This is a genomic window from Aeromicrobium sp. REDSEA-S38_B2 (assembly GCF_001628525.1).
Lineage (GTDB): Bacteria > Actinomycetota > Actinomycetes > Propionibacteriales > Nocardioidaceae > Aeromicrobium > Aeromicrobium erythreum.
Genome location: NZ_LUNH01000102.1, coordinates 1 through 21,261, shown reverse-complemented (window position 1 = coordinate 21,261; position 21,261 = coordinate 1). Strand labels below are relative to the sequence as shown.

Genomic DNA, 21,261 nt, shown 5'->3' with positions numbered 1-21,261 from the left:
CGGGACGGCTCGTGCCGTCGAAGGTCTGCACTGAACCCTACCCTCACGTGAGGGTAGGGTTCGACGTCGCGAGCGGTGAGGATGGTCACGGATGACGGACGGCAGCGGTGACGCGTCGGCGTTCATGCAGATCGGCGAGGTCGCCGCACGGACCGAGCTGTCGCTGCGCAGCCTGCGCCACTGGGAGGAGGTCGGCCTCCTGCACCCGTCGGGCCGCACCGAGGGCGGCTTCCGGCTGTACACCGAGGACGACGTCGAGAAGATCCTCGTCATCCGCCGGATGAAGCCCCTCGGCTTCTCGATCGAGGAGATGAAGGCCGTGATGGCCGACCTCGAGGCCCTGCGGGGCACGGGATCACCGGACGACGCGCGCGCCCACCTGGCCCAGGTCCGCGCCGATGCCGTCGCCCGACGGGAGAAGCTCGAGCGCCAGCTCGCGATGGCCGACGAGTTCCTCGCGCTCCTCGAGCGCGAGTCCGACGGCTGATCGCGCCTCTCGGCGCGCGCCGGTTTGCGTGGGGCCCCACGCAAACCGGCACCAACCACGGGAATCTTGCCTGGGGGGGAGCCGGTTTCCGTGGGGGTGACGGCGCCGAGCCGACCGACAGGTGGCCACGCCTCGCGATGGAGCCGATGACGGGATCCCAAGTCCGGCGGCTTCGCCGCACAGGGGGCCCGACTCGATGACGCATCGGCAACAGAGCGCCTTCGGCGCGATGGAGCCGATGACGGGATCCCAAGTCCGGCGGCTTCGCCGCGCAGGGGGCCCGACTCGATTCCCGTCAGCGACTCCTCGCTGCGCTCGGAGCCGATGACGGGAATCGAACCCGCGTGTCTTGCTTGGGAAGCAAGCGCTCTGCCATTGAGCTACATCGGCCGGTGACGCCCAAGGTACCCGACCCTGGGCGCCGCAGGCGACGAGGGGAGCACGGCGTCGACCCCCGGGCGACGCCGCGCTCCTCACGCCCGACGGGCGCGCCGGCCGTCAGACTGCCGACTCACCGCGCTCCCCCGTCCGCACCCGGACGACCTCCACGAGGTCGGTCGCCCAGATCTTCCCGTCGCCGATCCGGCCGGTGCGGGCGGCCTCGGTCACCGCGTCGAGCACGGCCTCCAGGTCGGCGTCGGAGACCACCACGTCGACCCGCACCTTCGGCCGGAACTCCACCCGGTACTCCGCGCCGCGGTACACCTCCGCGTGGCCCTTCTGCGCACCATGGCCCGACACCTCCGTGACGGTGAGCCCCGCCATGCCGAGCCCGGTCAGCGCCTCCTTGACGTCGTCGAGCCGGTGCGGCTGGACGACGGCGGTCACGAGCTTCACGTCAGGTCCTCTCGAGGTCGTACGCCGACTCGGCGTGCTGCGTGAGGTCCATGCCCTCGAGCTCGTGCTCCTCCGGCGCCCGCAGGCCCATCACCCGGTCGAGCACGCGCGCGATGACGTACGTCGCGACGAACGCGTAGCCCGACACGACGACGATGCCCACGACCTCGCGCCAGACGATGTCCCAGCTGCCGCCGAGGAGGATGCCGCGGATGCCGGCCGGTGCGCCCTCGAAGCCGATGAGCACCACGCACAGCGAGCCGACGATGCCGCCGATCCCGTGCACCGCGAACGCGTCGAGCGACTCGTCGATCCCCAGCCGCGACTTCCACGTGACCGCCCACGCGACGACCGCGCCCGACGCGAACCCGACGAACAGCGCACCGAGCGCGTCGACGGCGTCCGCCGACGGGGTGATGCCGACGAGCCCGGCGATCACGCCCGAGCACATCCCGAGGGTGGTGGCGTGCCCGTCGCGCAGCCGCTCGACGAGGCAGAAGCCGATCATGCCGGTGCAGCCGGCGAGCAGCGTCGACATGATCGCGAACTGGGCGAGGAAGTTGGCGCCGCCGGCGGTGCCGCCGTTGAAGCCGATCCAGCCCATCCACAGCATGCCGACACCGACGAGCACGATCGGCAGGTTGTGCGGACGCATCTGCACCGTGCGACGCTTGCCGAGCACGAGCGCCAGGGCGAGCGCCCCGAAGCCGGCCGACATGTGCACGGCCGTGCCGCCCGCGTAGTCGTGCAGCTGGACGACGTTGCGCAGCCAGCCGCCCTTCGTGTCCTCGCCGTCGAACGCGAACACCTGGTGGCCCAGCGGGAGGTACACGAGCGTGAGCCACACGCCCGAGAACACGAGCCACGCGGAGAACTTCATGCGTCCGACGGCCGCCGACGCGACGATCGCGACCGTGATCGCGGCGAACAGCACGTAGAAGGAGAACCAGTAGGGGTCGACGATCGACCCGTCACCGGGATCGTCGTAGATGCCCGTCCAGCCCAGGTGCTGCAGCGGGTCGCCGATCACGCGCCAGCCGCCGAGGCTGTCGCCGACGACCACGCCGTGGCCGTAGAGCACGTACAGGACGGACACGACGGCGAGCGTGCTCATGCACATCATCAGCATGTTCAGGGCGTTCCTCGGCCCGACCATGCCTCCGTAGAACAGCGCGATGCCGGGGAACATGATCAGGACGACGGCGAATGCGGCGAGCATCCACGCCACGTCGGCTGCGGTCATCGACAGACCTCCTCGGGTGGGGGGTGGTGACGACGCCCCGGGCGGGACGTCGCGCCGGACCGGGGGGCCGGTCCGGGGTCGGGGGTTCAGGGCGCGTGCGCGTGCAGCCAGTCGACGGCGCGGTCGCGGTAGCCGGCGATGCCCTTGTAGTCGGCGATGTCGTCGGGGAGGTCGGCCAGCACGGCCGCCGTGGTGGCCCGCCACGGCTCCACACGTGCGAGCTCCTCGAACGGCAGCAGGTAGGTGCGGATGAGGAACAGCACCGCGCCGGACTCCTCGAGGCGCACCAGGTGCTGCACCTCGGTGCGCAGGTGCACCTCGCGGCCGAACGTCACGTCGTCGACGGTCAGCATGCGCGGCCGGTCCGGCCCCCACTCGGGGTACCGCTCGGTCGACACGTCGAGCCGGCGTCCGACGGTGAGCGTCCAGTTCGTCCGCCGGTACGGCGCGCCCGGCTGGAGCCGCATGATGAACTCGCGGGCGCGGGTGATGACGCCGGTCTCGCGCAGGCGCGGCACGGGGCCGTGGATCTCCAAGAACGACATGCCGACGTCGAAGCCGAACGACCAGTCGGCGGCGGACGTCACCAGGCCGGCGTCGCCCCACAGGTCGCCGTCGCGCTGGTCGAGCAGCACGAGATCCTCCTGCACCTGGGAGGCGACGTAGCGCAGCGGCTCGTCGGGCAGCGTCGACGGCTGCGCGTACGTGAAGGGCTGCTCGACGTCGAGGAGCCGGTTGGTCCAGACGTACGACGGTCCGTCGCCGTCGAGGCTCATGACGTCGGGGTAGGCGGCGGCCAGCTCGCGCATGAGCGTGAGCATCGTGTCCCAGCAGGCCGGTGCCATGTGGTCGAGCACCGCGTAGCGGCTCGGGTCGCGCTCGAGGACGACGGCGCGCTCGGCCAGCTCGCGGTGGTACTCGCCGTCGACGTCGACGAGGCTCGCGCCCCACTGCCCGGCGGGCGTGCTGACGGCGCGCGGCGCCGGCTCGACGTTGGTGGAGTACCGGTAGCGGTCGGTGGGGAACGGGAACGGGAAGCCCGCGACGAGGGCGCGGTCCACGCTGGGTCACAGGTCGAGCTCCAGTCGGTCGTCGGCGGCCCGCGACACGCAGCACAGGAGCGTGTCGGCGGCGGCCTTCTCGGCGTCGGTGAGGACGAGGTCGCGGTGCAGCGGCGTGCCGGCGGCCACGGGCACCCGGCACTCGCCGCAGACGCCCTGCCGGCACAGGTTCGGCACCGCGAGCCCGGCGCCCTCGAGCGCGTCGAGCAGGCTGGTGCCCGACGGGACGGGGACGGTGCGTCCCGACGCCCGGAGGACGGCCTCGAACGGCTCGCCGGGGTCGAGGTCGTCGACGCCGAAGTGCTCCACGTGGATGCGCTCGTCGGGCCAGCCGAGACGTCGGGCGGCCAGCGTGACGGTGTCCATGAACCCGGCCGGGCCGCACGTGTAGAGATGGGTGCCGACCGGCTGGTCGGCGAGGCGGCGCTCGAGGTGGTCGCCGAGGGCGCTCCGGTCGGTGAGGCAGGTGAGGGCGTCGCCGGCGAGGTCGCGCAGGTCGTCGAGGTGGGCCGCCGCGCCGGGTCGGTGCGCGTACAGCACCTCGACGTCGCGTCCCCACCGCACTGCGCTGCGCAGGTGCGACAGGATCGGGGTGACCCCGATGCCGCCGGCCACGAGCAGGTGCCGACGCGCGGCGAGCACGGGCGGGAACGCCGAGCGGGGCGGCGTCACCTCCACCCGGTCGCCGGTGGTCAGGGCGTGCACCCAGCGCGAGCCGCCGCGGCCGGCGTCGAGGCGCAGCACCGAGATCGTGTAGGCGCGCGGGGCGACGGAGTCGCCGGTGAGCGAGTAGGCGTTCGCGGTCGAGCCCGGCGGTCCGCAGGTCACCACCACGTGGCTGCCGGGCGTGTACCCGGGCAGGGCTCCGCCGTCGGGCCGGACGAGCCGCACCGATCGGACGCCGGGGACGGTGTCGTCGACGGCGGCCACGACGAGGTCGAGGGCCGCGCTCACGCCCCCTCCTCCCACTGCCCCTGCTCCCACTGCCCCGTCTCCCACCGTTCAGCGTCGACCTGGAAGCCGAGGAAGGCCCCCTGCCGGCGGGAGACGTGGTGGTGCACGACGAGCCGTCGCTCGCACCCAGTGCAGGCGACGACGCCCCCGACGTGCGTGGGGGCCGAGGTGACGGCAGCGCAGTGGGCGCACGCGACGGGCAGCTCCTCGGTGCTCGTGGTGGCCACCGCGAGCTCGGCGTCGACGAGGCCGCCGGCGAGGGCGTGGGCGCGCAGCGGCAGGACCGCCGTCAGCGGACCGGCCACCAGGAGTCGCCAGCCGACCCGCGCCTCGGCGAGCTCGGCGTCGACCACGGCCAGCGCCTCGTCGGTGTCGGCGACGGCGTGCAGACGTCCTTGCGCGACGGCCCCGGCGAGCCACGTGGTCGCGACGTCGACGGCGTCAGGTCCGACGGCCACGGCCGTGCACGCCGTCGCGGTGGGGTCGCACGGCGGCGTCAACGGCTGGACCGCCCACGCCGGGACGCTGGTGAGCTCGAGGGCTGGATTCACAGCAGGCTCGCGTCGCGGTGCCCGGTGTAGAAGGCGAGGGCGCGGTCGGGCGTGCTGAACCCGATGCGCGAGCCCCGCGGGAAGAAGATCGCGTCGTGACGGCGTGCGACGAGCTCCTGCCCGGTGTCGAGGTTGACGAGGTGGAGCTCGCCCTCGAGCACGACCTTCATCTCGTCGTAGTCGTAGACGTACTCGAGCGGCGCGTCGGTGTGCAGCAGCTCGAAGTACCCGGAGCACATGACGCTGTCGTCGGGGTTCTCGTAGACGTCGCCGATGAAGCCGAGCGTGCTGCCGACGTTCATGGGAGGCAGCCCGACGTGGCCGTCCGCGGTCACGCGGAAAGGTGGGACGGACGTGGCGGTCTGCGTGTCGGCGGTCATGACACCCTCCAGATCGTTGATTCTTGCGACGAAACTTTGTTGCCTACGATGAAACACAGTCGGTGTTTCGTCGGCATGACCTGCGCGAAAACCTCTGGTCTCCGAGGTCTGCTGGAGCCGTGAGCCCGCTCACGCGACCTGCGCGACCACGGGCCCGTTGGTTCACTGGGCGCGTGACGACGTTCGAGTACTCCAACCTCAGCGGACGACCGCCCGGCCCGGTGGTCTCCAAGCTGGCGCTGGTCCTGCCCGGCGTCCGCAGCGTGATGGAGCAGGTCGAGCCCTACGCGCGCTGGTGGGAGGACGCGAACCGTCGCGCCCTCGGCTCCGGTCGTCCGCTGTGGGTCGCGCTCGGCGACTCGATGACCCAGGGCATCGGCGCGAGCGCGCCCGACCGCGGCTGGGTGGGCCAGCTGGCCGGCGACCCGCCGTCGGCCCTGCGCGACGTCGCGGTGCTCAACCTGTCGTTCAACGGCGCGCGCGTGCTCGACGTCCTGGACCGCCAGCTCCCCGCACTCGAGCAGGTGCGTGCCCTCGGGCACGAGGTCGCGCTGGTGACCCTGCTCATCGGCAACAACGACCTCATGAGCCCGCGCTGGAGCCGCCGCCTGCCGGCCGCGACCGAGCAGCTGCTCGACGCCGTCCCGCGCGGCACGGTCGTGGCGACGCAGCCGGGCCTGCAGCGTTCGGCCGTCGCCTTCAACCGGGTCGTCGACGCCCGGGCCCGCCGCGGCGAGATCCGCGTGGCCGACTTCCGCGTGCCGCACATGCGCGACTGGCGGGGACGTCTCGCCGAGGACCGCTTCCACCCCAACGACCGCGGGTACGCCGGCATGGCCGAGGTCGTGCGACGCGCCCTGTAGCGCCGGCCGCTACCGTGCCCGCATGTCCTTCGTGCTGCTGCAGTCCGACGGTCCGCTGCGGACCATCACGCTGAACGACCCGGAGCGGCTCAACGCCCTCGACTGGCCCCTGCTCGACGAGCTGCGCGACGCGGTGGCCACCGTGGCGGCCGACGAGCACGCCCGCGCGCTGCTCGTGACCGGCGCGGGACGCGCGTTCTGCTCCGGCGCGAACGTGACCAACCTGTTCGGCGACCGCACCCGGCCCGTCGACGAGCTGCGCGAGCACCTCATGAAGGTCTACGCGTCGTTCCTGCCGATCCGCGACCTCGCGATCCCCACCATCGCGGCCGTGCACGGACCCGCGGTCGGCGCCGGCCTCAACATCGCCCTCGCCTGCGACGTCATCGTCGCCGGGCCACGGGCCGGGTTCGGGCCGACGTTCACACAGATCGGCCTGCACCCCGGCGGCGGCTGCACGTGGATGCTGACGCAACGGATCGGCTCGGCCAACACCGCCGCCGCGCTCTACGCGGGCGACGTCATCGGCGCCGACGATGCACTGCGCCTCGGCATCGCCCAGGAGATCGCCGACGACGCCCAGACCCGCGCCCGCGACGTCGCACTCGGCTGGTGCGAGCGCAATCCGACGCTCATGGCGCACGTCAAGCAGTCGCTGCGCGTCGCGGCGACGTCGGACGCGGCCACGTCGCTCGACGTCGAGGCGCAGTTCCAGGCGGAGTCGCTGTCGAGCCCGGAGTTCGAGCGCTTCGCCGCGCGGTTCGCGAAGGACTGACGGTCGGGGATGGATTCCCAGGTCGGCCTGGGAATCCCAGCCGCGCACGGCTTGCTCTCCGTGCTCGGCTGAGATTCCCGTGCCTGGTGGGGAGATTCCCAGGTCGACCTGGGAATCTCCGCTCACGCGGCGCCGTGGGCGTCGGCGACGAGGCGCGCCTCCTCGCGCAGGGCCTGGACGACGAGGCGGACGGAGGGGCGCTCGAAGCGGTCAGGGCGCAGGACGGCGGAGATCTCACGGCGGGCGCGGACGCCGAGCAGGGGGCGGGTCACCAGGCCGTTGCCGTGCTCGCGCGTCGTGAAGCGCGGCAGGATCGCGAGGCCGTGCCCGCCCGCGACCATCGCCTCGACGACACCGTTGTCGGCGAAGCGCTGCGCGACCTGCACGGGCTGGCCGGTCGCGACCACCACCTGCTCGAGGACCCGGTCGAAGGGGTAGCCGGGCGGGACGCCGATCCAGGTCTCGTCGACGACGTCGCGCGGCGACAGGTTCGCCTTGCGGGCGAGCGGGTGGTCCTGCGGCAGCGCGACGTCGAGCGGCTCGCTCATCAGCGGCACGACCTGCAGGCCGCGGTCGTGCCAGGCGGCCGACGTCGTGGGCGAGTCCGACAGCACCACGTCGTGGTCGGCGGTCAGGTCGCCGACGGCGTCGGGGTCCTCGGTGTCGGTGCACACCAGCTCGACGTCGGGCCGCTCGGCCATCCTGGTCAGCAGCCCGGGCAGCAGCATCTCCCCACCCGTCGGGAAGGTCACCAGCGTGACGCGGCCGGCCGGCTGCTCCATGAACGCGCGCCACTCGCCCTCGGCCCGCTCGATGGCGACCGCGATGTCGGTGGCCGCGCGGGCCAGCGCACGCCCCGCCTCGGTCAACGCCACGCCCCGCCCGGACGGCTCGACGAGGGGGTAGCCGGCCTCCTTCTCCAGCGCCTTGAGCTGCTGCGACACCGCCGACGGTGTGACCCTCATCGCATCGGCGACGGCGCCTACGGAGCCCCGCTCCGACAATTCCCTGAGAACCATGAGTCGCCGCACGTCCATGTAGTGATGCTACACGTTACATGTAGTTCTCTTCGCTTGTCCTTGACAGTTACCCGCGCGACCATGGGCGTGTCAGCTCGTCCCCACCCCCTTCGAGGAGGCCCCCCATGATCGCTCTCGCCGTGCTCGGCGCCGTCGTCGTCACCGTCGGTGTCACCAAGTCCGCCTACCTCGTCTCGCGCGACGGCTACGGCCGGATCCCGACCATCCAGCGCTTCTGAGACCCGCCGTCGGTCCCCGCGACCGACGGCCCCCGACCCGGCCAGGTCCCGACGCCCCGGCCGGGTCACCCGCCGCCCGGCGCGACCTCCGGGCCCACGCACGCCGCCACCGACGCTCCCCCGACGCCGGTGGCGGCGTTCGTTAGTCTCGGCCCGTGACCCGCCTCGTCGTCGGCTTCGACCTCGACATGACGCTCGTCGACTCCCGGCCCGGCATCGGCGCCACCTACCGGGCCCTCGCGGAGGAGACCGGGACGTTCATCGACGTCGACCTCGTCACGTCGCGCCTCGGACCGCCCCTCGAGGCCGAGCTCGCGCACTGGTTCGAGCCCGAACAGGTCCCTCAGGTCGCCGACCGCTACCGCGCGCTCTACCCCGACCTGGCGATCCCGCGCGTGGCGCTGCTCCCCGGCGCGCGCGAGGCCGTGCAGGCCGTGCTCGACGCCGGCGGCGAGGCCTTCGTCGTCACCGGCAAGAACGGGCGCAACGCCGCCCTGCACCTCGAGCACCTCGCGATCGACCTCGACGTCGTCGGCGAGGTGTGGCGCGAGGGCAAGGCCGACGTGTTCCGCGCCCGTGGCGTCACTGCCTACGTCGGCGACCACGTGCACGACATGGAGGCGTGCCGCTCGGCCGACGTCGTCGGGGTCGCCGTGCCGACCGGTCCGTGCAGCCCCGACGAGCTGCGCGCGGCGGGCGCCGACCACGTCGTCGACGACCTGCACGGCGTCGTCGGGCTCGTCCCCCACCTGTCCCGCTGACCGGCGCACGGAGGTCGGTCGACCCGCGTGACGCACGAGTCGGCCCCCGGGACTTGTGTCGGGCCCCTCATCTGCGGATACTTGAAGTTACCTGCCGGTAGCACCCGTCGGTAACACGTGTGCACCGGACACCGCACCCCCGATCCAGGAACAGGCAGTCATGAGCCACTACAAGAGCAACCTGCGCGACGTCGAGTTCAACCTCTTCGAGCTGTTCGGACGCCAGGACGTCCTCGGCACCGGTGCGTTCGAGGAGCTCGACCTCGACACCGCGAAGAGCATCCTCGCCGAGACCGAGCGGCTGGCCCGCGAGGACCTCGCCCCCTCCTTCGAGGACTCCGACCGCAACCCGCCCGTCTACGACCCCAAGGCGATGACGGTCACCATGAACCCCGCCTTCGCCAAGAGCTACAAGGCCTGGATGGACGCCGAGTGGTGGCGTCTGCAGGTCCCCGAGGAGCTCGGCGGCCAGAAGGCCCCCTCCTCGCTCATCTGGGCGATCGGTGAGTTCGTGCTCGGCGCGAACCCGCCCATCTGGATGTACTCCGCCGGCCCGGCCTTCGCGCGCATCGTGTTCGAGAACGGCACCGAGCGCGACAAGAAGATCGCCGAGTTCATGACCAACCGCCAGTGGGGCGCCACGATGGTGCTCACCGAGCCCGACGCGGGCTCCGACGTCGGCGCGGGCCGCACCAAGGCCTACCCGAACGAGGACGGCTCCTGGAACATCGAGGGCGTCAAGCGGTTCATCACCTCGGCCGAGCACGACATGAGCGAGAACATCATGCACCTCGTCCTCGCGCGTCCCCAGGGCGTCGAGGGCGTCGGCGGCCCCGGCACCAAGGGTCTATCGCTGTTCCTCGTCCCGAAGATCCACTTCGACCACGAGACCGGCGAGCTCACCGGCGAGCGCAACGGCGCCTACGTCACGAACGTCGAGAAGAAGATGGGCATCAAGGTCTCCACCACGTGCGAGGTCACCTTCGGCGACCCGTCGACCGGTGGCGGCGAGCCGGCCAAGGGCTGGCTGCTCGGCGAGGTGCACGACGGCATCAACCAGATGTTCCGCGTCATCGAGAACGCCCGCATGATGGTGGGCGCCAAGGCCATCGCGACGCTGTCGTCGGGCTACCTCAACGCGCTCGAGTACGCCAAGGAGCGCGTCCAGGGCGCCGACCTCACGCAGGCCGCCGACAAGACCGCGCCGCGCGTGACGATCACGCATCACCCCGACGTCCGCCGCTCGCTCATGACCCAGAAGGCCTTCGCCGAGGGCCTGCGCTCGCTCGTGTTCTACACGACGACCTGGCAGGACGCGATCATGCAGAAGGCGGAGTCCGGCGAGGACGCGTCGCTCGAGGAGTCGGTCAACGACCTCCTGCTCCCCATCGTCAAGGGCTACGGCTCGGAGCGCTCCTGGGTGCTGCTGGGCACCGAGTCGCTGCAGACGTTCGGCGGCTCGGGCTTCCTGCAGGACTACCCGATCGAGCAGTACGTGCGTGACGCCAAGATCGACACGCTCTACGAGGGCACGACCGCCATCCAGGGCCAGGACCTCTTCTTCCGCAAGATCGTGAAGGACAAGGGCCGCGCCATCGGCTACCTCGCCGAGCAGGTGGGCGAGTTCGTGAAGAGCGAGGCCGGCAACGGTCGCCTCAAGGTCGAGCGCGAGCTGCTCGCGACCGGCCTCGACGACGCCCAGGCGATCCTCGGCGCCGCGTTCACCGACCTCATGGCCAGCAACCCGGCCGACGAGAAGGGCGACCTGAAGAACCTCTACAAGGTCGGCCTGAACACGACGCGTCTGGTCTACGTGCTCGGCGACCTCGTGGTCTCCTGGCTGCTGCTGCGCGGCGCCGAGGTGGCGCTGGCCAAGCTCGACGAGGGCGCGACGGGCTCGGAGAAGGCGTTCTACGAGGGCAAGGTCGCGGCGGCGTCGTTCTTCGCGCGCACCGTGCTCCCCCGCCTGACCGCCGAGCGCGCGATGGCCGAGAACGTCGACGCCAGCATCATGGAGCTCGACGAGGCGGCCTTCTGAGCCGTCGGCACCGACCACCACGACGAAGCCCCCGCCCGGGACCGGGCGGGGGCTTCGTCGTGGGTGCGGCTCAGGCCGAGGGCACGGGCGCCCGGCCACCCGACCGGGTCGCACCCACGCCGGCCGCGACCACGCAGGCCAGGCCCAGCACGGCGCCCACGTCCGGCACCTGGTCGAGCGCGACGAGCCCGACGACCAGGGCGATCGCCGGCTCCAGGCACATCAGCGTCCCGAAGGCGGCGGTCGTGAGCCGCCGCAGCGCCAGCATCTCCAGCGCGAACGGGACCACGGGCACGAGCAGCGCGAGTCCCACGAGAGCACCTGTCCGACAGCCTCGACCTCGTCGAGGACCTGGTGGTGGCGGGCCTCGGCGTCGGGATGCTGCCGCTCTGGCGCCGTCCGCGCGACGGCGTGACGGTGGTCCCGTTCCACGACCCCGGCGTCACGATGCGCGCGTACGTCTGGACGCGCCGAGGGCGAGCGACGTGGCCGCCGCTCGCCCTCGTGCTGGAGCGTCTCGTGGACGCCCCGAGCGTGTCTCGTCAGCCCCGCGTCGTCACCAGTTGATGAGCGCGCCGGTGAGCGTGTAGGGCGCGAAGTCGGTCGACAGGATCACGAACAGCGCCAGCGCACCGCCGGCCAGGGCGACGTTCTTGTTGAAGGCGACCATCTCCATCTGCTTGGCCTGGGCGTCGCTCTCCTTCCAGAACGCGTGCATGAGCACGGCCGTGACGAGCAGCAGGATCGCGAGCCCGAGGGCGCCGACGTCGCCCCAGATGCCGAGGAGCACCGAGACGCCGCCGGCGAGCAGCGCGACGCCGCTGACCTGGACGAGCACCTTGGCGTTGGAGAGACCGCGCGACTCGGCGTAGCCGGCCATCGCGCCGGTCGCCGTCAGGTGACCGATGCCCGAGCCGATGACGAGGTAGGCGAAGAGGATGCGGGAGATGAGGAAGACCTCGTCCATGGGAGCTCCTTGAGAAAGGTGAAGGTTCAACTAGCGGGGTCCAGCGTCCTCCTTCCGCCGCCCGCGGTCAAGCCGTCGCGCGTGGCCGACCTGACCGGCACCGTGCCGTGTGCCAGAGTGAGCGGGTGCGTCTGACCAGCCCGCTGTGGTACCTCGCGGCGTTCCTGCTCGCGATCGGCGGATGGATGGCCTCGGCCGTCGTCGCGGCCGGCGCGTGGGACCACGTCCGCGACGCGACGTTGCAGAACCTGACCGAGCGAGTCGACGCCAAGGGCGCCTCGCTCGCCGTCTTCACCGACGTCCGCCAGCCCGAGCGCGACGTCACGTGCACCGCCACCGGGCCCGCCAAGGGCGCCGAGCCGGTGACGCTCGAGGACGCCCCGATCGACCTGCGCGTCCCGCAGGACGGCTCCACCTGGTACCTCATCGCGTTCGAGCGTGAGGGATCGGACCAGGTCGCGGTCCGCTGCACGCCGAAAGACCGCGCCGCCGACGCCGCGACCTACCGGGTGGCCGTCGCCGACGGCTTCCTCGACCGCACCCGCAACGGCGCGGGCATCGCCTGGATCGCCGCTGCCGTCGCCGTCGCGCTCGCGCTGGCGACCTGGTGGACCCGACGCAAGCGCACCCTGGAGGACTGAATGCTGCAGACCTACGTCGACGCCTGGCTGGCCAGCGTCCGCGACACGATCGCCCTGCTCGAGGAGCTCGACGACGCGGCATGGTCGACGCCCACCGACCTGCCGGGCTGGACGGTCGCCGACGTCGCCGCCCACCTGGCGCACCTCGAGGCCGTCACCGCGGGGCACGTGGTCGACGAGGCCCCCACCACGGCGTCGGCCGGCGGCATCGCGTCGGTGTACACGGAGGCCGGGGTGGAGTCGCGGCGCGGCCTCACGCGCGAGCAGGTGCTGGACGAGCTGCGCCGCAGCGTCGACGTCCGCGCGGAGCGGCTCGGCGGCGCGCTGCCCGACGACCCCACGGCCCGCGCCGAGCACACGCCCGCCGGTGTCGGCTGGACGTGGGACACGATGCTGCGCAACCGCACCGTCGACGTCTGGTGCCACGAGCAGGACGTGCGCCGCGCGGTCGACCGGCCGGGCAACCTCGACTCGGCGGGCGCGCACGTCACGACGCACACGTTCGCCGCCGCCATGCCGTTCGTGCTCGGCAAGAAGGTCGGCGCCACGGCCGGCACGTCAGTCCTCTGGGACCTCACCGGCCCGATCGCCCTGCAGGTGGGCGCGACGGTCGGCGACGACGGCCGCGCCCGCCCCGGCGTGCCGGACTCCCCCACTGCCACCCTCACCCTGACGTCCGACGCCTTCGCCGTGCTGGCCGCAGGACGTCGCCGCCCGGGCGCGGTCGAGGTCGCGGTGAGCGGCGACACCGACCTCGCCCACCGCGTCCTCGAGCAGATGGCCGTCACCTTCTGACCGCTGCCGGTCAGGAGCGCAGCGCACCCGCCTCGGCCAGCAGGTCGCGCCAGCCGACGCGCAGCCGGTCCCACTCGTCGGTGCACTGGTCGGCCCGGTCCTGCGTGAGCGGGTCGTCGTCGACCAGCCCGGACCACGTGTCGGGGTCCGAGCCGTACAGGTAGCAGAGGTAGTTCACGGCGCGGGCGGCGTCGGACGTGTGCTCGTCGGTCGGGTCGGCCTCGTACGCCGCCGCGAGCAGCTGGTACTCGTACGCCGACGACAGCAGCGCGCCGGTCGCCTCGTCGTCACCGGCCTCGGCGAGGCGCCACGCCGCGAACTGGTCGGCGACGTCCTCCTCGCGACCCGTGAACGGCAGGTCGAGCAGGTCGATCACCGCGTGCCCCGCCTCGTGGAAGAACGTCTCGCGCCAGATGCCCTCGAGGGTGGCGTCGACGTCGTCGGCCCCGGCCTCCTCCAGCTCGGCGTCGCTGTCGCGCACGTCCTGCAGGCACAGCTCGATCCGACCCTCGCCGGCCAGGTACCCCGTGCCGTCCTTGCAGGTCGTCACCTCGACGACGAGGGGGCTCGGCAGGCTGACCGTCGCGCGCAGGTCGCGGGCGGCGTCCTCGAGGACGCCGCTGGCGCGCACCCGGTCCTGCCAGCCCTGCCAGCGGTCGGCGACGTCGGGGTACGTGACGCTCACGCGTGCGCCGCGGGCGGCGTCGCCCTGAGCCGCCTCGGGGCGGGCGTCGCCGGGCGCGGCGAGCAGCCCGACCGTGAACCCGCCCAGGGCGGCGAGGGCGACGGTCGCGACGACGATGATCCTGCGCACGTCCGGATCATAGGATCGGCGCTGCGTGCCCGGGGCGGATACGGTTCGTCCCATGAGCTGGAGCACGCAGGACATCCCCGACCTGGGCGGGAAGCGGGCCGTCGTCACCGGTGTCACCGGAGGGCTCGGGTTCCACACCGCTCTCGAGCTGGGGCGGGCCGGCGCGGGCCTGACCGTCACCGCGCGGAACCCGCAGAAGGCCGACGACACGCTCGCCCGGCTGCGCGAGGAGCTGCCCGACGTCGACGTCGAGGTGCTGTCGCTCGACCTGGCCGACCTCGCCGACGTCCGGCGGGCGGTCGAGGAGCTGGGCTCGCGGCACGACCGGGTCGACGTGCTCGTGAACAACGCCGGCATCATGATCCCGCCGTACAGCACGACCGCCGACGGCTTCGAGCTGCAGATCGGCACGAACCACGTCGGGCACTTCGCGTGGACGGCGCAGGTGTGGCCGCTGCTCGCCGACGACGCCCGCGTCGTGTCCGTGTCGTCGCTCGCGCACCTGCAGGCCAAGGGGATCGACCTGCGCTCGCTGACCCCGGAGGGCTCGCCGCGCACGTACCGCCGGTGGGTGTCCTACGCGGAGTCCAAGCTCGCGAACCTCTCGTTCGCGCTCGAGCTCGACCGTCGCCTGAAGTCCGCGGGGAAGGCCGTCGTCAGCACGGCCGCGCACCCGGGCTTCGCCCGCACCGAGCTGCAGAAGACCGGCGTGGCGATGGGCAACCCGTTCCTCGGCACGGTCGTGCAGCAGGTGTCGGCACTGGCGAGCCAGTCGGCCGCCGCGGGAGCGCTGCCGAGCCTGCGGGCCGCGACCGACCCGACCTTCACCGGCGGGGAGTACGTGGGCCCGGCGTCGCTCGGCGGTACCCGCGGCGCCCCGGTGATCGCGGGCATGACGCGCTGGGCGCGCGACGAGCAGCTCGCCCGCGACCTCTGGGCGGCGACGGAGCAGGCCACCGGCGTCACTTTCGAGGTCTGAGCGGCGCGACCGTCCTCGGCGCTGGATCCGTGCGGTCCGCGACGCCCCGCTCTCGTGCCTGAGTGGTCGGGTCAGGCCAGCCGACCGCGCCAGTGCTCGCGCGCGTCGGGGTCCTCGGCGAGCAGCTGCGCGCGCGTGCGGCGGCGGTAGCGCCAGATCTGGGTGAGGCCGACCGCCCAGAGGACGTACTGCACCGACATCGCCCACCGGAACGCTCCGGGCGCGTAGTCGGTGCTGGCCCCGGGCGTGCGCCAGTCGAGCACGAGCCCGATGGCCACGACGAGCAGCAGCGACGCCACGAAGCCACCCTGGTTGATGATCCCCGTGGCCGCACCGAGGCGGTCGGGCGGGTTGAAGGAGCGGCCGAGGTCGAACCCGACCATCGACGCGGGGCCGCCGACGCCGACGACCACGACCAGCAGCACGAGCAGCCAGCTCGGGGCGGTGCCCGGCCACGCGAGCACCACCGTCCAGACGGCGACGATGGAGCCGACGATGCCCAGCACGATCGTCGAGCGGTGCCACGGGTCGCGCGTGATGGCCCACGCGAGCACGGGCCCCGCGACCATGACGGCGAGCACGAGGATGGTCAGCAGGGCGCCCGCCTGCGCCGACGTGCGACCTTCGCCGCGCACGAAGAAGGGGTAGCCCCACAGCAGGCCGAGGGTCGTCGCGCTGAACTGGGTCGTGAAGTGGACCCAGAAGCCGAGCCGTGTGCCGGGGTGGCGCCACGACGCGGCCAGGCTGCTGCGGACCGTCGTCCACGACAGGGGCGCCCCGAGCACGCGAGGCGAGCCGGGCTCGTCGTGCACGACGACGAGCAGCACGACCAGCAGCACCAGCCCGAGCGAGGCTGCCGCGAGGTAGGTGGGCGTCCAGCCGAGCTCACGCAGCGCCCACGTCATCGGCACGGCGGCGACGAGCGCGCCGAGCTGGCCGAGGACGCCGGTGAGCTGGGTGACGAGCGGGATGCGTCGCGACGGGAACCAGGTGGTGACGAGCCGCAGCACGCACACGAAGGTCATCGCGTCGCCGAGCCCGACGAAGACGCGCGCCACCAGCGCCACGGCGAAGGTGTCGGCGAGCGCGAACGCCGCCTGGGCGAGGGTCAGCACGACCACGCCGATGGTGAGGATGCGGCGCGGCCCGAACCGGTCGAGCAGGAGCCCGACGGGGATCTGCATGCCGGCGTAGACGACGAGCTGCAGCATGACGAACGTCGACAGCTGGGCGGCGGAGATGCCGAACCGCTCCGTCGCGGCCAGCCCGGCGACCGCCAGCGACGAGCGGTGGAACACGGCGAGGAAGTACAGCGACAGGCCGGTGAGCCAGACGGCGACCGGCCCTCGTCTCGTCGTCGCGCTCACTCGCCCCAGTATGCGCCTGGCCGTCGAGTGCACGTTTGCGTGGGGCCCCACCCAAACCAGCTCCCCCCACCGCAAACACCCGCCCCAACCGCACGCTTGCGTGGGGCCCCACCCAAACCAGCTCCCCCACCGCAGACACCCGCCCCAACCGCACGTTGACGTGGGGCCCCACGTAAACGAGCAGGCGCGGCGGGGGGGGGAGGGGGTCAGGCGCGGCCGGCGTTGCGGCCGTACCGCGCCAGCACGAAGGTCTCGGCCAGCTGCGCGAGGGCGTAGCCGATCACGGAGACGAGCGTGACCACGACGACGAGCGACCAGAGCTTGTCGTACTGGTAGAGCGCCAGCGCCTGGTTGACCGCCTTGCCGACGCTGTCGGTCGTCGTGAAGTACTCGGCGATCAGCGCGCCGGTGATGGCGGCCGGCACCGAGATCCGGATGGCGGCGAAGATCGACGGCAGCGCCGTCGGGAACGCGACCCGACGCATGACGTCCCACGACGAGCCGCCGTAGACGGTCACCACGTCGTGCATCTGCGGCGTCACCGACCGCAGCCCGTACGCGATGTTCACGAGCGCCGGGAACAGCACGACGATGCCGCTCATCACCGCGACGCACCAGAACCCGTTGCCGAACAGCAGGGTGATGATCGGCGCGAGGGCCACGAGCGGCACGGTGCGCACGATCATGACGACCGGCATGGTGGCCGCCTCGACGCCCGACCACAGCACCATGACCGTCGCGAGCACGAACGCGGCGCTCAGCCCGGCGACGAAGCCGATCCCGGCGTCGATGACGGTCTGGCCGAGCGCACCGAGCACCTCGGCGCGGTTCGCGGCGGCGTCGTCCTCGGTGAACAGGTAGGCGATGACGTCCTGCGGCAGCCGGGTGGTGAGGTCGCTGACGCCCGTGAGGGTGACGAGCGCGTACCAGGCGCCGATCGTCGCGGCCAGCACGACGAGGATGGTGAGCAGGGGCCGGGCGACGGCGAGGACCCTCATGAGGCCGCTCCCCGCGACCACGGCGCCACGACGCGACCGAGCAGCCCGAGCAGGGCGTACGCCAGGCCCGACACGAGCGCGCAGCCGATGCCGAGCGACCACGCGAGCGCGGTCTCCCGGTTGTTCTGGCTGAGGATGAGCGACGGTCCGACGCCGATCTCGAGGTGCCGGTCGAAGTACTCGCCCAGCAGCGCCCCGAGGAAGGCCGCCGGTGCCGCGATCTGCAGCGTCGTGAACAGCGCCGGCAGCGCAGCGACGACCCGCACGCGCAGCAGCTGCTGCAGGCGGCTCCCGCCGTAGACCTCGACGACGTCGAGCGTCGCCTGGTCGGCCGCGCGGAACCCGAGCACGGCGCCGACGACGGTCGTGAAGAACACCGAGACGGCCGCGAGGTCGATGGCCGTCGCGGACAGTCCGCCCTTCTCGGGGATCTCGTGCACCGTGATGAGGATCGGCGCGAGCACCACGATGGGCAGGCAGTAGGTGATGACGGCGAGCTGCATGACGATGGGCTCGATGAACGGCACGAGCAGCACGAGCACGGCGACGGTCAGCGCGAGGGCGACGCCGACGAGGTAGCCGTACAGCGACTCCTCGAGCGTGATCGAGAAGACGGTGCGGTAGTAGTCGAAGCCGCGGTCGGCGAAGGTCGACAGCACCTCGCCCGGCGTCGGCACCTGGAAGCGCGCGAGCACGGTCGCCGCGACGAGCCACCAGAGCGCGACGGTGCCCACGAGGCCCGCCGCGCCGATCCCGAGCGTCCTGGTGCGCTCGGGCGAGAGCGACAGGGTGCTCATCACTCGACCGCCGCCCCGCCGGCGCCGAACAGCAGCTCCGAGGCCTGGTCGTGCAGTGCGTGGAACTCCGGCGTGCGCATCATCTCCGGCACGCGCGGGCGCGGCAGGTCGACGTCGATGACCTCCTTGATGCGGCCGGGTCGCGGGCTCATGACCGCCACCTGGTCCGACAGGAAGATCGCCTCGGAGATGCCGTGCGTGACCATGAGCGTGGTCGCGGGCTTCTCGGTCCAGATCCGCAGCAGCTCGACGTTCAGCCGCTGGCGGGTCATGTCGTCGAGCGCGCCGAACGGCTCGTCGAGCAGCAGGACCGACGGCTTCACCACGAGCGAGCGGGCGATCGACACGCGCTGACGCATGCCTCCTGAGAGCTGCGCGGGCTTGGCCTTCTCGAAACCCTCCAGGCCGACGAGCGCGATGAGCTCCTTGACCAGGGCGTCGTCGGGCTGCTCGCCCGAGACCTGGAACGGCAGGCGGATGTTGGACTCCACCGACCGCCACGGCAGCAGGGCCGAGTCCTGGAAGGCGATGCCGAGCTCGTGGTCGCGGCGCAGCTCGGTGGGCGACTTGCCGTCGACGGTCGCGCGTCCGCTGGTCGGCTTCTCGAGGCCGGCCAGGATGCGCAGGATCGTCGACTTGCCGCAGCCCGACGGGCCGAGCAGCGACAGGAAGCTGCCCTTGTCCGTGTGCAGGGTGGCGTCCGTGAGGGCGACCACCTCCTTGCGTCCGACGGAGAACGTCTTCGACAGGTCCTGGATGTGCAGGCCGGTGCCGGCGGTGGGGACCGTCAGGGCCCCACCGCCGGCCGGCGTCGTCAGGTTGCTCACGCGGTCCTCACTGGACGAGCTCGGGCTTCTCCTTGAGCAACTCGTTGAGCGGCTCGAGGTCGAAGAGGTCGTCGGCGGAGATGTCGATGCCGGCCGCCTTGAGCGACGTCAGGTTGGCCTGCACGAGGTCGTCGCTGATCGTGAAGATGCCGTTCTTGGCGGTCTCGTCGGTGTTGACGAGCAGCTCGCACTGCTGCTTGGCCTGGGCGATCTCCTTGTCGAGCTCGAGCGGCGGGTCGATGTCCTTGCCGTAGGTGTCGACGGCGAGCTTCGCGCCCTTCTCGTACCCGGCCTCGCCGTCGCAGGCGTCCTTCCAGCCCTTGATCTCGGCCTCGAGGAACGCCTTGACGTAGTCGGGCTTCTTCTCCAGCGTCTCGTCGGTCGTGATGATGCTCTCGGCGACGAACGGCAGGTTGTTGTCGGCGAAGGAGAGGTCGACGGTGTCGAAGCCGTGGCTCTTGACCAGCAGCGACTCGTTGGTGACGTAGGCGACGAGGCCGTCGATCTGCTTGTCCTCCAGCGGGGCGACGTCGAAGCCGTTCGGGACGATCTCGACGTCCTTCTCGTCGATGTCGTTCGCGGCGAGGAAGGCCTTGAAGAGGCTGAGGTTCGGGTCCTGGACGCCGATCTTCTTGCCGATGAGGTCCTGCGGCGTCTTGATGTTGCCCTGGTCGGCCAGCGACAGGATCGAGAACGGGTTCTTCTGGTACGTCGCACCGATGATCTTGAGGGGGAAGTCGGAGTTGGTAATCGCCGAGGCCGTCGAGACGGCGTTGCTGAGGCCGAAGTCGGCCTTGCCGGTGGCGACGATCTCCTCCTGGGCGACCGGTCCGGCCAGGAAGGTGGCCTTCCCGAGCCCGGCGTCCTTGTAGTAGCCGGCGCTGTCGGCGATGAACTCGCCCGCGAACTCGGCGTTCTTGATCCAGGAGAACTGGACGGTCACGTCTCCGAGGCCGTCGCCCGACGACTCGTCCGCGGAGTCAGAGCTCGAGCCGCACGCGGACAGGGCGAGGGCGGCGGCCGAGAGCACCGCGGCGACACCCGCGGTGGTTCCTCGGCGGATGGACTGGTTCATGACTGTGGCACTCCCTGGCTCGAGCAGCGTGCGCTGCTGACGATGAAACCCCCGTTACAGACCGAGACGTTAGGAGCGTCGCGTTCCGCTCCCGACGCATCGGCATTACGCCTGCGTAAATCTCAGTAGGCCGTCCGCGCGGCGTGGCTGAGCCACGCGTCGAAGGGCGACGACGCGTCGGCCGTGCGGGTCGCCTGGACCGTCGTGCCCCACGTCGCACGGTCGCGCGAGAAGAGCTCGTAGAACTCGCGGTCGTCGAACCCGCCGCGGGCCGCGTCGTCGCGGTCGGCGGCGAACACGACCCGGTCGACACGCGACCACAGCGACGTCGCCAGGCACATCGGGCACGGCTCGCAGGAGGAGTACAACGTCAGTCCTGCCAGGGAGAAGTCGCCGATCGCCCGGCACGCGGCGCGGATGGCGACGACCTCGGCGTGGGCGCTCGGGTCGAGGTCGCGGGTGACCCGGTTCTGTCCCGTGGCGACCAGCTCGTCACCCTTCACGAGCACCGCCCCGAAGGGTCCGCCACCCTCGGCCACGTTCTGCGTGGCGAGGTCGACGGCCAGTGCCAGCCACGTCGCGTCCTGCTCGTCGCTCATCGTCGACTCCCTCTCTCGTGCTCCTGCCGGGGATCGTCGCAAGAGGGTGTTTCGTGAGCGTTTCTCCACCGTCCCCGCGATGAAACACTTGTCCCGCAGGCTGGGTCCGTGCTCGACATCGCCCCCACGCTCCGCACCTGGACGACCGAGGGTCGTCGCGTCGCCGTCGCCACCCTGGTGGCCGTGCACGGCAG

General features: G+C 71.9%; 24 protein-coding genes, 1 tRNA gene and 1 pseudogene. 9 read left to right on the top strand and 17 right to left on the bottom strand.

The window, feature by feature from the left end:
- Positions 1-91 precede the first annotated feature (91 nt).
- Complete coding sequence (locus A6Q81_RS16540) at positions 92-487, top strand: MerR family transcriptional regulator (RefSeq protein ID WP_067853309.1); 396 nt, start codon at positions 92-94, stop codon at positions 485-487.
- Between the two features lie 319 nt (positions 488-806).
- Here the strand turns inward: A6Q81_RS16540 and A6Q81_RS16535 are convergent.
- The 7 genes from A6Q81_RS16535 to A6Q81_RS16505 form a co-directional block, all read right to left on the bottom strand.
- A tRNA-Gly gene (locus A6Q81_RS16535) sits at positions 807-877 on the bottom strand.
- 108 nt (positions 878-985) lie between these two features.
- Complete coding sequence (locus tag A6Q81_RS16530; protein WP_286691146.1) at positions 986-1,324, bottom strand: P-II family nitrogen regulator; 339 nt, start codon at positions 1,322-1,324, stop codon at positions 986-988.
- 1 nt (position 1,325) lies between these two features.
- Positions 1,326-2,567, bottom strand: a complete 1,242-nt coding sequence (locus tag A6Q81_RS16525; protein ID WP_286691145.1) for an ammonium transporter — start codon at positions 2,565-2,567, stop codon at positions 1,326-1,328.
- Positions 2,568-2,653: 86 nt separating this feature from the next.
- Positions 2,654-3,628 (bottom strand): heme-dependent oxidative N-demethylase family protein, encoded by a 975-nt coding sequence (locus A6Q81_RS16520; protein ID WP_286691144.1) that lies wholly within the window; start codon positions 3,626-3,628, stop codon positions 2,654-2,656.
- Between the two features lie 6 nt (positions 3,629-3,634).
- Positions 3,635-4,582 carry a PDR/VanB family oxidoreductase gene (locus A6Q81_RS16515; RefSeq protein ID WP_286691143.1) on the bottom strand — a complete coding sequence of 316 codons (948 nt, stop codon included), beginning with the start codon at positions 4,580-4,582 and terminating at the stop codon, positions 3,635-3,637.
- Positions 4,579-5,133 (bottom strand): dimethylamine monooxygenase subunit DmmA family protein, encoded by a 555-nt coding sequence (locus A6Q81_RS16510; RefSeq protein WP_286691142.1) that lies wholly within the window; start codon positions 5,131-5,133, stop codon positions 4,579-4,581. Before A6Q81_RS16510 ends, A6Q81_RS16515 begins: the two co-directional genes overlap by 4 nt.
- A complete protein-coding gene (locus A6Q81_RS16505) occupies positions 5,130-5,513 on the bottom strand; it encodes a cupin domain-containing protein (protein ID WP_067853284.1) in 384 nt (127 codons plus the stop codon). Before A6Q81_RS16505 ends, A6Q81_RS16510 begins: the two co-directional genes overlap by 4 nt.
- 173 nt (positions 5,514-5,686) lie before the next feature.
- On the opposite strand from A6Q81_RS16505, the gene A6Q81_RS16500 reads away from it, so the two are divergent.
- Positions 5,687-6,376: an SGNH/GDSL hydrolase family protein gene (locus tag A6Q81_RS16500; RefSeq protein ID WP_067853283.1), complete on the top strand. Its 690-nt coding sequence runs from the start codon at positions 5,687-5,689 to the stop codon at positions 6,374-6,376.
- A 22-nt stretch (positions 6,377-6,398) separates the two neighbouring features.
- Positions 6,399-7,151, top strand: coding sequence for an enoyl-CoA hydratase (locus tag A6Q81_RS16495; protein ID WP_286691141.1), 753 nt, complete (start codon positions 6,399-6,401; stop codon positions 7,149-7,151).
- Between the two features lie 122 nt (positions 7,152-7,273).
- On the opposite strand, the gene A6Q81_RS16490 is transcribed toward A6Q81_RS16495, so the two are convergent.
- A complete protein-coding gene (locus A6Q81_RS16490; protein ID WP_286691160.1) occupies positions 7,274-8,170 on the bottom strand; it encodes a LysR family transcriptional regulator in 897 nt (298 codons plus the stop codon).
- Between the two features lie 394 nt (positions 8,171-8,564).
- Here A6Q81_RS16490 and A6Q81_RS16485 point away from each other — a divergent pair, with 394 nt between their 5' ends.
- Together A6Q81_RS16485 and A6Q81_RS16480 are read left to right on the top strand one after the other, a co-directional pair.
- A complete protein-coding gene (locus tag A6Q81_RS16485) occupies positions 8,565-9,170 on the top strand; it encodes an HAD family hydrolase (protein WP_286691140.1) in 606 nt (201 codons plus the stop codon).
- 160 nt (positions 9,171-9,330) lie between these two features.
- Positions 9,331-11,208 (top strand): acyl-CoA dehydrogenase, encoded by a 1,878-nt coding sequence (locus tag A6Q81_RS16480; RefSeq protein WP_286691139.1) that lies wholly within the window; start codon positions 9,331-9,333, stop codon positions 11,206-11,208.
- A 70-nt stretch (positions 11,209-11,278) separates the two neighbouring features.
- Here A6Q81_RS16480 and A6Q81_RS16475 read toward each other — a convergent pair.
- Positions 11,279-11,533: pseudogene (locus A6Q81_RS16475) on the bottom strand (EamA family transporter); the annotation flags it as partial.
- 32 nt (positions 11,534-11,565) lie between these two features.
- On the opposite strand from A6Q81_RS16475, the gene A6Q81_RS16470 reads away from it, so the two are divergent.
- Positions 11,566-11,775, top strand: a complete 210-nt coding sequence (locus A6Q81_RS16470) for a type 2 periplasmic-binding domain-containing protein (protein WP_286691137.1) — start codon at positions 11,566-11,568, stop codon at positions 11,773-11,775.
- On the opposite strand, the gene A6Q81_RS16465 is transcribed toward A6Q81_RS16470, so the two are convergent.
- Entirely contained in the window at positions 11,765-12,175 is a 411-nt protein-coding gene (locus tag A6Q81_RS16465; protein ID WP_286691136.1) for a DoxX family protein, read from the bottom strand. The genes A6Q81_RS16470 and A6Q81_RS16465 overlap by 11 nt on opposite strands.
- Before the next feature lie 125 nt (positions 12,176-12,300).
- Here A6Q81_RS16465 and A6Q81_RS16460 point away from each other — a divergent pair, with 125 nt between their 5' ends.
- Together A6Q81_RS16460 and A6Q81_RS16455 are read left to right on the top strand one after the other, a co-directional pair.
- The gene (locus A6Q81_RS16460) at positions 12,301-12,816 is read left to right on the top strand and encodes a hypothetical protein (protein WP_067853262.1); all 516 of its coding nucleotides are present in this window, start codon (positions 12,301-12,303) and stop codon (positions 12,814-12,816) included.
- Positions 12,817-13,611, top strand: coding sequence for a maleylpyruvate isomerase family mycothiol-dependent enzyme (locus A6Q81_RS16455; protein WP_067853259.1), 795 nt, complete (start codon positions 12,817-12,819; stop codon positions 13,609-13,611).
- 10 nt (positions 13,612-13,621) lie between these two features.
- On the opposite strand, the gene A6Q81_RS16450 is transcribed toward A6Q81_RS16455, so the two are convergent.
- Positions 13,622-14,425 carry a DUF4344 domain-containing metallopeptidase gene (locus A6Q81_RS16450; protein WP_286691135.1) on the bottom strand — a complete coding sequence of 268 codons (804 nt, stop codon included), beginning with the start codon at positions 14,423-14,425 and terminating at the stop codon, positions 13,622-13,624.
- Positions 14,426-14,477: 52 nt separating this feature from the next.
- Here A6Q81_RS16450 and A6Q81_RS16445 point away from each other — a divergent pair, with 52 nt between their 5' ends.
- Complete coding sequence (locus tag A6Q81_RS16445) at positions 14,478-15,404, top strand: oxidoreductase (RefSeq protein ID WP_286691134.1); 927 nt, start codon at positions 14,478-14,480, stop codon at positions 15,402-15,404.
- Between the two features lie 71 nt (positions 15,405-15,475).
- Here the strand turns inward: A6Q81_RS16445 and A6Q81_RS16440 are convergent, their stop codons facing one another.
- The 6 genes from A6Q81_RS16440 to A6Q81_RS16415 form a co-directional block, all read right to left on the bottom strand.
- Entirely contained in the window at positions 15,476-16,771 is a 1,296-nt protein-coding gene (locus A6Q81_RS16440; protein WP_067853250.1) for an MFS transporter, read from the bottom strand.
- Between the two features lie 206 nt (positions 16,772-16,977).
- Entirely contained in the window at positions 16,978-17,769 is a 792-nt protein-coding gene (locus tag A6Q81_RS16435) for an ABC transporter permease (RefSeq protein ID WP_286691133.1), read from the bottom strand.
- Positions 17,766-18,566 (bottom strand): ABC transporter permease, encoded by an 801-nt coding sequence (locus A6Q81_RS16430; RefSeq protein WP_286691132.1) that lies wholly within the window; start codon positions 18,564-18,566, stop codon positions 17,766-17,768. Before A6Q81_RS16430 ends, A6Q81_RS16435 begins: the two co-directional genes overlap by 4 nt.
- Complete coding sequence (locus A6Q81_RS16425) at positions 18,566-19,393, bottom strand: ABC transporter ATP-binding protein (protein ID WP_067853241.1); 828 nt, start codon at positions 19,391-19,393, stop codon at positions 18,566-18,568. The genes A6Q81_RS16430 and A6Q81_RS16425 overlap by 1 nt, the downstream gene beginning before the upstream one ends.
- Before the next feature lie 7 nt (positions 19,394-19,400).
- Positions 19,401-20,468 (bottom strand): ABC transporter substrate-binding protein, encoded by a 1,068-nt coding sequence (locus A6Q81_RS16420; RefSeq protein WP_286691131.1) that lies wholly within the window; start codon positions 20,466-20,468, stop codon positions 19,401-19,403.
- Positions 20,469-20,590: 122 nt separating this feature from the next.
- Positions 20,591-21,067: a nucleoside deaminase gene (locus tag A6Q81_RS16415; RefSeq protein ID WP_067853236.1), complete on the bottom strand. Its 477-nt coding sequence runs from the start codon at positions 21,065-21,067 to the stop codon at positions 20,591-20,593.
- Between the last annotated feature and the right edge of the window lie 194 nt (positions 21,068-21,261).

Coding starts and splice junctions, on each gene's coding strand:
- A6Q81_RS16540 (WP_067853309.1), top strand. CDS start 92: ATGACGGACGGCAGCGGTGACGCGTCGGCGTTCATGCAGATCGGCGAG.
- A6Q81_RS16525 (WP_286691145.1), bottom strand. CDS start 2,567: ATGACCGCAGCCGACGTGGCGTGGATGCTCGCCGCATTCGCCGTCGTC.
- A6Q81_RS16505 (WP_067853284.1), bottom strand. CDS start 5,513: ATGACCGCCGACACGCAGACCGCCACGTCCGTCCCACCTTTCCGCGTG.
- A6Q81_RS16495 (WP_286691141.1), top strand. CDS start 6,399: ATGTCCTTCGTGCTGCTGCAGTCCGACGGTCCGCTGCGGACCATCACG.
- A6Q81_RS16490 (WP_286691160.1), bottom strand. CDS start 8,170: ATGGTTCTCAGGGAATTGTCGGAGCGGGGCTCCGTAGGCGCCGTCGCC.
- A6Q81_RS16480 (WP_286691139.1), top strand. CDS start 9,331: ATGAGCCACTACAAGAGCAACCTGCGCGACGTCGAGTTCAACCTCTTC.
- A6Q81_RS16465 (WP_286691136.1), bottom strand. CDS start 12,175: ATGGACGAGGTCTTCCTCATCTCCCGCATCCTCTTCGCCTACCTCGTC.
- A6Q81_RS16455 (WP_067853259.1), top strand. CDS start 12,817: ATGCTGCAGACCTACGTCGACGCCTGGCTGGCCAGCGTCCGCGACACG.
- A6Q81_RS16445 (WP_286691134.1), top strand. CDS start 14,478: ATGAGCTGGAGCACGCAGGACATCCCCGACCTGGGCGGGAAGCGGGCC.
- A6Q81_RS16435 (WP_286691133.1), bottom strand. CDS start 17,769: ATGAGGGTCCTCGCCGTCGCCCGGCCCCTGCTCACCATCCTCGTCGTG.
- A6Q81_RS16430 (WP_286691132.1), bottom strand. CDS start 18,566: ATGAGCACCCTGTCGCTCTCGCCCGAGCGCACCAGGACGCTCGGGATC.
- A6Q81_RS16420 (WP_286691131.1), bottom strand. CDS start 20,468: ATGAACCAGTCCATCCGCCGAGGAACCACCGCGGGTGTCGCCGCGGTG.
- A6Q81_RS16415 (WP_067853236.1), bottom strand. CDS start 21,067: ATGAGCGACGAGCAGGACGCGACGTGGCTGGCACTGGCCGTCGACCTC.